Source organism: Actinomycetota bacterium (genome assembly GCA_036280995.1).
Taxonomy (GTDB): Bacteria; Actinomycetota; CALGFH01; order CALGFH01; family CALGFH01; genus CALGFH01.
The window spans coordinates 1-8,575 of sequence record DASUPQ010000243.1; the positions used below are offsets into that span (position 1 = coordinate 1).

10 protein-coding genes are annotated in these 8,575 nt (G+C 72.9%); 3 read left to right on the forward strand and 7 right to left on the reverse strand.

Going from position 1 to position 8,575, the window contains the following annotated elements; translation table 11 throughout:
• Both VF468_08120 and VF468_08125 read right to left on the reverse strand, forming a co-directional pair.
• Positions 1 to 699 (reverse strand): ATP phosphoribosyltransferase regulatory subunit (locus tag VF468_08120; protein HEX5878272.1); only part of this gene is annotated, 699 nt, incomplete at its 3' end.
• Positions 696 to 1,469, reverse strand: coding sequence for an MBL fold metallo-hydrolase (locus VF468_08125; GenBank protein ID HEX5878273.1), 774 nt, complete (start codon positions 1,467 to 1,469; stop codon positions 696 to 698). The genes VF468_08125 and VF468_08120, both read right to left, overlap by 4 nt.
• Before the next feature lie 83 nt (positions 1,470 to 1,552).
• On the opposite strand from VF468_08125, the gene VF468_08130 reads away from it, so the two are divergent.
• From VF468_08130 to VF468_08140, 3 genes are all read left to right on the forward strand, one after another.
• Positions 1,553 to 2,392, forward strand: a complete 840-nt coding sequence (locus VF468_08130; protein ID HEX5878274.1) for a peptidylprolyl isomerase — start codon at positions 1,553 to 1,555, stop codon at positions 2,390 to 2,392.
• Between the two features lie 80 nt (positions 2,393 to 2,472).
• On the forward strand, positions 2,473 to 2,925 hold the full coding sequence (locus VF468_08135) for an Lrp/AsnC family transcriptional regulator (GenBank protein ID HEX5878275.1): 453 nt from the start codon (positions 2,473 to 2,475) through the stop codon (positions 2,923 to 2,925).
• Positions 2,922 to 3,449, forward strand: coding sequence for a DinB family protein (locus VF468_08140; protein HEX5878276.1), 528 nt, complete (start codon positions 2,922 to 2,924; stop codon positions 3,447 to 3,449). Before VF468_08135 ends, VF468_08140 begins: the two co-directional genes overlap by 4 nt.
• Positions 3,450 to 3,537: 88 nt before the next feature.
• Here the strand turns inward: VF468_08140 and dtd are convergent, their stop codons facing one another.
• From dtd to secF, 5 genes are all read right to left on the reverse strand, one after another.
• Positions 3,538 to 3,987 carry a D-aminoacyl-tRNA deacylase gene (dtd, locus tag VF468_08145; protein HEX5878277.1) on the reverse strand — a complete coding sequence of 150 codons (450 nt, stop codon included), beginning with the start codon at positions 3,985 to 3,987 and terminating at the stop codon, positions 3,538 to 3,540.
• Positions 3,988 to 6,318 (reverse strand): bifunctional (p)ppGpp synthetase/guanosine-3',5'-bis(diphosphate) 3'-pyrophosphohydrolase, encoded by a 2,331-nt coding sequence (locus VF468_08150; protein ID HEX5878278.1) that lies wholly within the window; start codon positions 6,316 to 6,318, stop codon positions 3,988 to 3,990.
• Positions 6,319 to 6,381: 63 nt separating this feature from the next.
• Complete coding sequence (locus VF468_08155; GenBank protein HEX5878279.1) at positions 6,382 to 6,927, reverse strand: inorganic diphosphatase; 546 nt, start codon at positions 6,925 to 6,927, stop codon at positions 6,382 to 6,384.
• Positions 6,899 to 7,420: an adenine phosphoribosyltransferase gene (locus tag VF468_08160; protein HEX5878280.1), complete on the reverse strand. Its 522-nt coding sequence runs from the start codon at positions 7,418 to 7,420 to the stop codon at positions 6,899 to 6,901. The genes VF468_08155 and VF468_08160 overlap by 29 nt, the downstream gene beginning before the upstream one ends.
• Positions 7,421 to 7,447: 27 nt before the next feature.
• Positions 7,448 to 8,575: protein translocase subunit SecF (gene secF / locus VF468_08165; GenBank protein ID HEX5878281.1), on the reverse strand; the 1,128-nt coding region annotated here is incomplete at its 5' end.

Below are 8,575 nucleotides of genomic sequence, written 5' to 3' on the forward strand. Positions count from 1 at the left end.
GGCCGTGCAGGCGCCGCAGAGGAAGTCGCGCACCAGCGGTGCCCCGGCGGTCAGCTCCTCCACCAGCGGGTCCTTCATGTCCAGGACCCGGAGCGGGTTCTGCTCGGCGCGGGCCCGGGCGGCCGCCGGCAGCTTGTCGCCGAGGCCGCGCAGGAACGACAGCAGGGCCTCGCGGTAGGCGGGCCGGCACACCGGGTCGCCGAGGCTGGTCAGCAGCAGGGTGACCGGGACCTCCAGGCGCCGGAAGACCTCGTGGCCGACCAGGACCACGTCGGCGTCGATGGCCGGGTCGTTGGAGCCCATGGCCTCGATGTCGACCTGGGTGAACTGGCGCTGGCGGCCGGCCTGGGGCCGCTCGTAGCGGAACTGGGGGCCGGCGCAGACGACCTTGGTCAGGCCGGTGGTGAGCCGGCCGTGCTCGATCAGGGCCCTGACGATCCCGGCGGTCAGCTCGGGGCGCAGGGTGAGGGAGCGGCCGCCCTTGTCGCTGAAGGTGTACATCTCCTTCTGGACGACGTCGGTGGCCTCGCCGACCCCGCGGGCGAACACGGCCGTGTCCTCGAAGATCGGCGTCTCGATGGGCTGGTAGCCGGCCAGGCGGGCCTGCTCGAGCATGATCCGCTCGACCTCGGCCCGGGCCCCCGACGCCGGCGGCAGGTGGTCGAAGGTGCCCTTGGGGGCCTCGAAGCGGCCGCTCACGCCCGGCTCCCCTGCTCCACCGGGGGACCACCCCGGCGGTCCCCCGGACCCCCCCGATCCACCGGGGGACCACCCCGGCGGTCCTCCGGACCCCCCCGGCCGACCGGGTCCAGCCCGGCCAGGAACGGGTTGGTCGCCCGCTCCCGGCCGACGGTGGTGGTCGGGCCGTGGCCGGGCAGCACCACCATCTCGTCCGGCAGGGGCAGGAACCGGGAGGCCAGCGAGGCCAGCATCTCGTCGGTCGACCCGCCGGGCAGGTCGGTGCGGCCGATCGAGCCGGCGAACACCAGGTCCCCGGCCAGCAGGTGCCCGGGCTGGCCGGCCTCGCCCCCGGACCGGAAGGTGACGTGCCCGGGCGTGTGGCCCGGGGTGTGGTCGACGACCAGGCGCACGCCGGCCAGCTCGACCACCTGGCCGTCGGCCAGCTCGCGGACGTCGTCGGGCTCCTGGAGGGTCAGGCCGGCGAAGGCGGCCCGGGCCTCGGGGCCGAACCCGGCCAGCGGGTCGGTGAGCAGGTGCCGGTCGGCCGGGTGGACGAAGGCGGGGATGTCGTGGGCGCCGGCCAGCGGGGCCACCGTCCAGACGTGGTCGAGGTGGCCGTGGGTCAGCAGGGCCGCCACCGGCTTGAGGCGGTGGCGCCGGCAGAGCTCCTCGATGCCGGCCAGGGCGTCCTGGCCGGGGTCGACGACCAGGGCCTCCGAGCCGGCCGAGGCCGCGACCAGCCAGCAGTTCGTCTGGAAGGTCCCGGCGGGAAATCCGGTCACGAGCATGGGCGCATGCTACCGGAAGGGCTCCCGCCCCCACCTCGGGTTATCGATAGACTCGGGGACTGCGAGTGAGCGGAAGGGACTCGATGTCGAAGCAGACACGCAAGCGGGAGCTGGAGCGGCTCCGGGCCCGGCGGGAGGCGGAGCGCCAGCGGGCGCGGCGGCGGCGGGCGCTGCTCACCTACGGCGGGCTGACCCTGGTCGTGATCGTGGCCGCCGTGGCCGGCGGGCTCTGGCTGACCGGCGACGACGACGCCCCGGCGGGCGCGGCCGCGACCACCGTGGCCCCGTCCACCACCGCCGCCCCGGCGTTCGACGACGCCCGGGCCGGCGCCCCCACCGCCCCGGCCGAGGTCGCCTGTGGCGGCAAGATCCCGCCCAAGGTCGAGCGCCCGACCTTCGGCAAGGCCCCCGCCACCAAGGTCGACCCGGACAAGACCTACCTGGCCACCTTCCAGACCTCCTGCGGCGACTTCACCGTCCGCCTCGACCCGGCGAAGGCGCCGGTGACCACGGCCAACATGGTGTACCTGGCCGGCAAGAAGTTCTACGACTCGACCTGGTTCCACCGGATCGTGCCTGGCGGAGCGGCCGGGATCGCGGTCATCCAGGGCGGCGACCCCCAGGGCACCGGCCAGGGCGGTCCCGGCTACGCCATCAAGGACGAGCTGCCCTCCAGCCCGGCCGCCTACAAGAAGTACTCGGTGGCCATGGCCAACAGCGGCCCCGACTCGGGCGGCAGCCAGTTCTTCATCAACTTCGAGGACAACTCCAAGGGCCTCCAGGCGAACTACTCGGTCTTCGGCGAGGTCGTCGACGGCCGCGAGGTGGTCGACAAGATCGCCGAGGTCCCGGTCGGCGGCCAGAGCGGCGACACCCCGACGCAGGCGGTCTGGATCGAGACGCTCCGGGTCAAGGCGTCCTAGGGCGCCCGTTCGCGAACGGATCGTTCGTGTTCCGGTCAGGTGGTTGACGCTTCGTTCCCGCCTGGCCAAGGATGCTCGGCATGGACGCCATCGACCACGCCATCGTGCGGCTGCTGGAGCGGCACGGCCGGCTCAGCCAGGAGCAGCTGGCCAGGCGGGTGCGGCTGTCGCGGCCGGCGGTCCACCAGCGGCTCAAGCGGCTGGAGGCGGCCGGGGTGCTGCAGGGCTACCGGGCGGTGCTGGACTGGGCGGCGGTGGGGCTGCCCCTGACCGCGTTCGTGTGGGTGCGGACGGGCGGGGCCAGCTGCGCCGGGGTCGGGCCGGCCCTGCTGGAGCTGGGCGGCGACGACGGCTTCGTCGAGGAGTGCCACCGGGTCACCGGCGACTGGTGCCTGCTCCTCAAGGTCCGGGCGGCCAGCCCGCTGGCCCTGCAGGAGCTGATCGACCGCGCCCGGGCCGTGACCGGCGTCCAGGCCACCATGACCACCCTCGCCCTGTCCTCGCTGCACGGCACCACGGAGGCGACCCCATGATCGAGCCGATCGACATCCCCGACGCGACCCGGGAGCCGGCCGCCTATGTCCGGGCGCTGGTCCGGACCCTTGGCGAGCGCGAGCCGCTGGAGGTGCTGCGGGGCACGCCGGCGACGGCCCGGGAGCTGTGCGCGGGGCTCGACGAGGGCGGCTGGCGGACCCCGATGGCCGAGGGCGAGTGGACGCCCCTGCAGGTGGTCGGGCACCTGCTGGACGTCGACATCGTCTACGGCTTCCGCTGGCGGCTGATCCTGACCGAGGACCGGCCCTCCTATCCGGGGTACGACGAGAAGGCGTGGTCGCTGCTCCCCCGTCCCGACCCCGGGCGGCTGCTGGACGCCCTTGAGGGGCTGCGGGCGGCCAACCTGGCCATGCTGGAGGGGGTGGACGACGCCGGCCGCGAACGCCTCGGCGTCCACGGCGAGCAGGGCGAGGAGCGCTTCGACCTGGCCCTGGCCAAGGTCGCCGGCCACGACCTGGCCCACCTCAACCAGCTCGCCCGCACGGTCGCGGCCGTCGGCTAGGTCCGGGGCTCGCCCAGCCGCTGGCCTTCCTCGGGGCGGCGGCCGTGGTGATCGCTGAACCGGCGGGACCCCTGAACCGACAGGACCGTCAGAACGCCCGGGACGAGTCCAGGAGGATGGTGACCGGGCCGTCGCCGGCCGACTCGACCCGCATCCCGGCGCCGAAGCGGCCGCTGGCGACGGGGACGCCCTCGCCGGCGAGGGCCTTGGCCACGGCCTCGACCAGGGGGGCGGCCCGCTCCGGGGGGGCGGCGGCGACGTAGGAGGGGCGGCGGCCCTTGCGGGCGTCGCCGTAGAGGGTGAACTGGCTGACCACCAGGGCGCCCCCGCCGACCTCGCGCAGGGAGCGGTTCATCTTGCCCTGGTCGTCGTCGAACACCCGCAGGGCGGCCACCTTGGCGGCCAGCCAGGCGGCGTCGGCCTCGGTGTCGCCGTGGGTGATCCCGACCAGGACCAGCAGCCCGGGGCCGATCTCCCCCGTCAGCTCCCCGTCGGCCACCACCCGGGCCCAGGCGACCCGGGACACCACGGCCCGCACCTAGCGGTCCCCGGTGCCGTTCCCGGCGTGCGGTACCACCCGGAAGGCGTCGTAGACGCCATCGACCCGCTTGACGGTGGACAGGACGTGGGCCAGGTGCGAGATGTCGGCCAGCTCGAAGGTGAAGCGCAGGGTGGCGACCCGGTCGCGGCCGGTGGCCACGGTGGCCGACATGATGTTGACGTGGTGGTCGGAGAGGACCTCGGTGATGTCGCGCAGCAGCTTGGTCCGGTCCAGGGCCTCGACCTGGATGGTGACCGCGAACACGCTCGGCCCCGAGGTGTCCCACTCGACCTCGATGATGCGGTTCTGGTCGCGGCGCAGGTTGTCGGCGTTGGGGCAGTCCTCGCGGTGGACGCTGACGCCGTGGCCGCGGGTGACGAAGCCGATGATCGGGTCGCGGGGCACCGGTGTGCAGCAGCGGGCCAGCTTGACCCAGACGTCCTCGACGCCCTTGACGACCACGCCCCGGCTGGCCGGCTGGGGCCGGGTCTGGCGGACGGCCCGCTCCAGCACCAGGTCGTCGTCGTCGTCCTCCTGCTCCTCGCCGCCCAGGTCGGCCAGGAGGCGCTGCACCACCGCCTGGGCCGAGGTCTGGCCCGACCCCACGGCCGCGTAGAACGCCTCCAGGCTGGCGAAGCGCATGTCGGCGGCGAGCGCGGTCAGGGCCCCGCCCTGGGTCAGCTTCTGCAGCGGCAGGCCGGCCTTGCGCATGGCCCGCACCAGCGCGTCCTTGCCGGCCTCGATGGCGTCCTCGCGCCGCTCCCTGGCGAACCACTGGCGGATCTTGTTGCGGGCCCGCGGGGTCTTGACGATCCCCAGCCAGTCCCGCGACGGACCGGCGTCCTGGGCCTTGGAGGTGAAGATCTCGACGTTGTCGCCGTTCTCCAGGGCGTGCTCGAGCGGCACCAGCCGCTTGTTGACCCGGGCGCCGACGCAGCGGTGGCCGACCTCGGTGTGGACGGCGTAGGCGAAGTCGATCGGGGTCGCCCCGGCCGGGAGCTGGATCACGTCGCCCTTGGGGGTGAACACGAACACCTCGTCGACGTACAGGTCGGTCTCGAGGTTCTCGATGAAGTCGCGCGGGTCGGACAGCTCCCGCTGCCAGTCGATCAGCTGGCGCAGCCAGCCCATCTCCTGCTCGGTGGCCGGCTTGCCGTCCTTGGACTTGTAGCGCCAGTGGGCGGCCACGCCGTACTCGGCGGTGCGGTGCATGGCCTTGGTCCGGATCTGGATCTCCAGCGGCTTGCCCTGGGGCCCGACCACGGTCGTGTGCAGCGACTGGTAGAGGTTGAACTTGGGCATGGCGATGTAGTCCTTGAACCGGCCCGGGACCGGCTTCCAGACGGCGTGGACCTGCCCGAGGGCGGCGTAGCAGTCCTTGATCGAGTCGACCAGGATGCGCACCCCGACCAGGTCGAAGATCTCGGCGAACTCCTTGCCCCGCACCACCATCTTCTCGTAGATGGAGTAGTAGTGCTTGGGCCGCCCGCTGACCACGGCCCGCAGCTTCACCTGCTTGAGCTGGGCGTTCACCTGCTCGATGACCTCGGCCAGGTACTGCTCGCGGGCCGGGGCGCGCTCGGCCGTCATGCGCGCGATCTCCTCGTACCGCAGCGGGTACAGGGTCGCGAAGGCCAGGTCCTCCAGCTCCCACTTGATCGAGTGGATGCCGAGCCGGTTGGCCAGCGGGGCGTAGATCTCCAGGACCTCGCGGGCCTTGCCCTCCTGGGCCTCGCGGTCCAGGTAGCCGACGTCGCGCATGTTGTGGAGCCGGTCGGCCAGCTTGATCACCAGCACCCGGATGTCGCGGGCCATGGCGATGACCATCTTGCGGATGATCTCGGCCTGGGCCGCCTCGCGGCCCTCGAACCCGATCCGGTCCAGCTTGACCAGCCCGTCGGAGATCTTGGCCACCTCGGGCCCGAACTGCTCGCCGATCTCCTCCAGGGTGACCAGGTCCTCCTCGACGGCGTCGTGCAGCAGGGCCGCCGCGACCGAGACGGCGTCCAGCCCCAGGTCGGCCACGACCGTGGCCACCCCCAGCGGATGGGCCAGATAGGGCACGCCAGAGGCCCGGCGCTTGCCGCCGTGGCGCCCGCGGGCCAGCTCGAAGGCGCGGCCAACGGTGGCGGTGTCGGCCCGGGGGTTGCGCTGGCGGACCCGCTGCAGCAGCGGAGCCACATCGGGCTCGGGCGGCAGCCCGGCGTCATAGGGCCGGGTGACGGCCCCGGCGGCCGCGCCGTTCTCCCCGTCCACGCCGGCACCGGGCTGGGGCTCCCGTTCGAGCGCCAGCCCGTCGGGGACCGCCGTCGGATGCTGCTGCGCCATCGTGCTTGGCCCCACCCTGGTTGGTCGTCCGCCGCCCGGTCGTCTGGGGGCGACCTGACGCGACTAGGCTCCCACGGTACTCCCGCCGTGGCCAGCCTGCCGATGCTCGGCCCCCCTGGCCACCGCCTCGTCGAGGACGACGTGGCCGACGTAGGCGTCGCGCCAGCCGAAGGTCTCGACCGTCTTGTCCTCCAGGGTCTTGTAGACGCTGAAGAAGTGCTCGATCTCGCGCAGCAGGTGGATGGGGACCTGATCGATCCGGTGGATGTAGTTCCAGTGGGGGTCGGTCAGGGGGACGACCAGCAGCTTCTGGTCCGGGCCCTTGTCGTCGGCCATGTCGAGCATGCCGACGATGCGGCCCTTGATCTCGCAGCCGGGGAAGGTTGGCTCGCCCAGCAGGACCAGGGCGTCCAGGGGGTCGCCGTCCTCGGCCAGGGTGCCGGGCACGAAGCCGTAGTCGGTCGGGTAGTGGACGGGGCTGAACAGCATCCGGTCGAGGCGGATACGGCCCGTCTCGTGGTCGAGCTCGTACTTGTTGCGAGACCCCTTGGGGATCTCGACCACCACGAGGATGGGGACCTCAGTACCGGATGAGGCTGAAGAACTCATAGCCTTCGATCAGCCTCCTGCCCTCCAGGAACTCGAGCTCGATCAGGGTGGCGATGCCGATCACCTTGCCCCCCAGGCGCTCCACCAAACGGGCCGCAGCCCGGGCGGTGCCGCCGGTGGCGAGCACGTCGTCGACGATCAGGACCCGCTCCCCGGGGGTGACGGCGTCGGCGTGCAGCTCCAGGGTGGCGGTGCCGTACTCGAGCGCGTACTCCTCGGCCTCGACCTGGTAGGGCAGCTTGCCGGCCTTGCGCACGGGGAGGAAGCCGGCCCCGAAGTGGTAGGCGACCGGCGAGGCCAGGATGAAGCCGCGGGCCTCGATGCCGACCACCTTGTCGACGTTGCCGCGGCCGAAGTGGACCACGGTCTCGTCGATCACCGAGGAGAAGGCGACCTCGTTCGCCAGCAGCGGGGTGATGTCCTTGAAGACGATCCCCGGCTTGGGGAAGTCGGGCACGTCGCGGATTAGGGCCCGCAGGCGCTGGATGTCGATGGGCACGGTCGGGGCCTCCTCGTGGGGCTAGCGCCGGCGGCGCTTGGCCGGGCGGGACTGCTGGCGGCCGGACGGCTTGCGCCGCTGCTGGGTCGGGCGTGGCTTCTGGGGCTGGCGGCGGGCCGGCGTCTGGGCGACCACGGCCGGCTCGGCCGGCTCGGCCCCGGCCACCTCCTCCAGCTCCTCGTCGGGTGGCAGCTCGGGATCGGGGGCCAGCTCCGGCTCCGGCGGCGGGGCGGCGGCACGGCGTGAGCGGGCGTCGCGGGCCGCGCCGCCGGCCCGGACCGGGCGTGCGGGCCGCTCGGGCCGCTCGGGCCGCTCGGTCGCGCCCTGGGCGCCCAGGCGCTCGACCCGGGCCCGGAGCTGGGCGTAGCGGGGCTCCTTCTCCTTCCACATGGCCACGATCGGCGGGGCGATGAAGATGGAGGAGTAGGCGCCGGCGGCCACACCCACGAACAGGGCCAGGGCCAGGTCCTTGAGGGTCTCGGCGCCGAGCAGGTAGTTGCCGACCAGCAGCAGGCCCAGGATCGGCAGCAGCGACGCCAGGGAGGTGTTGAGCGACCGCATCATCGTCTGGTTGACGGCCAGGTTGGTCGCCTGGGAGTAGGTGGTCCGCGACATCGAGGTGAGCGCGCCGGTGTTCTCCCGGACCTTGTCGAACACCACCACGGTGTCGTAGAGCGAGTACCCGAGGATGGTCAGCAGGGCGATCACGGTGGCCGGGGTGACCTCGAAGCGGGCCAGGGCGAAGATGCCGGCGGTGATGATCAGGTCGTGGAGCAGCGCCACCAGGGCGGCCACGGCCATCTTGAACTCCATCCGCAGCGACACGTAGAGGGTCACCACGACCAGGAACACCAGCAGGGCGACGATCGCCTTGCGGGAGACCGTGCTCCCCCACTTGGAGCCGATGGTCTCGGTGGAGACGTCGCTGACCTCGGTGCCGGCCACCCCGGCCAGCTCGGTCCGGATCCTGGTCACCTCGGCCGGCTCCAGCACCTCGGTCTGGACGCTCACCTGGACCGGCTCGTTCTCGGTGATCTGGACGACCTCGGCCACGGGGCCGACGGCGTCGCGGACCTTGGCCTCGGTGACCGGCTCCACCGCCTGGACCCGGAACACGGCCCCGCCCTTGAAGTCGATGCCGAAGTTGAG

Coding starts and splice junctions, on each gene's coding strand:
- VF468_08125 (HEX5878273.1), bottom strand. CDS start 1,469: ATGCTCGTGACCGGATTTCCCGCCGGGACCTTCCAGACGAACTGCTGG.
- VF468_08130 (HEX5878274.1), top strand. CDS start 1,553: ATGTCGAAGCAGACACGCAAGCGGGAGCTGGAGCGGCTCCGGGCCCGG.
- VF468_08135 (HEX5878275.1), top strand. CDS start 2,473: ATGGACGCCATCGACCACGCCATCGTGCGGCTGCTGGAGCGGCACGGC.
- VF468_08140 (HEX5878276.1), top strand. CDS start 2,922: ATGATCGAGCCGATCGACATCCCCGACGCGACCCGGGAGCCGGCCGCC.
- VF468_08150 (HEX5878278.1), bottom strand. CDS start 6,318: ATGGCGCAGCAGCATCCGACGGCGGTCCCCGACGGGCTGGCGCTCGAA.
- VF468_08155 (HEX5878279.1), bottom strand. CDS start 6,927: ATGAGTTCTTCAGCCTCATCCGGTACTGAGGTCCCCATCCTCGTGGTG.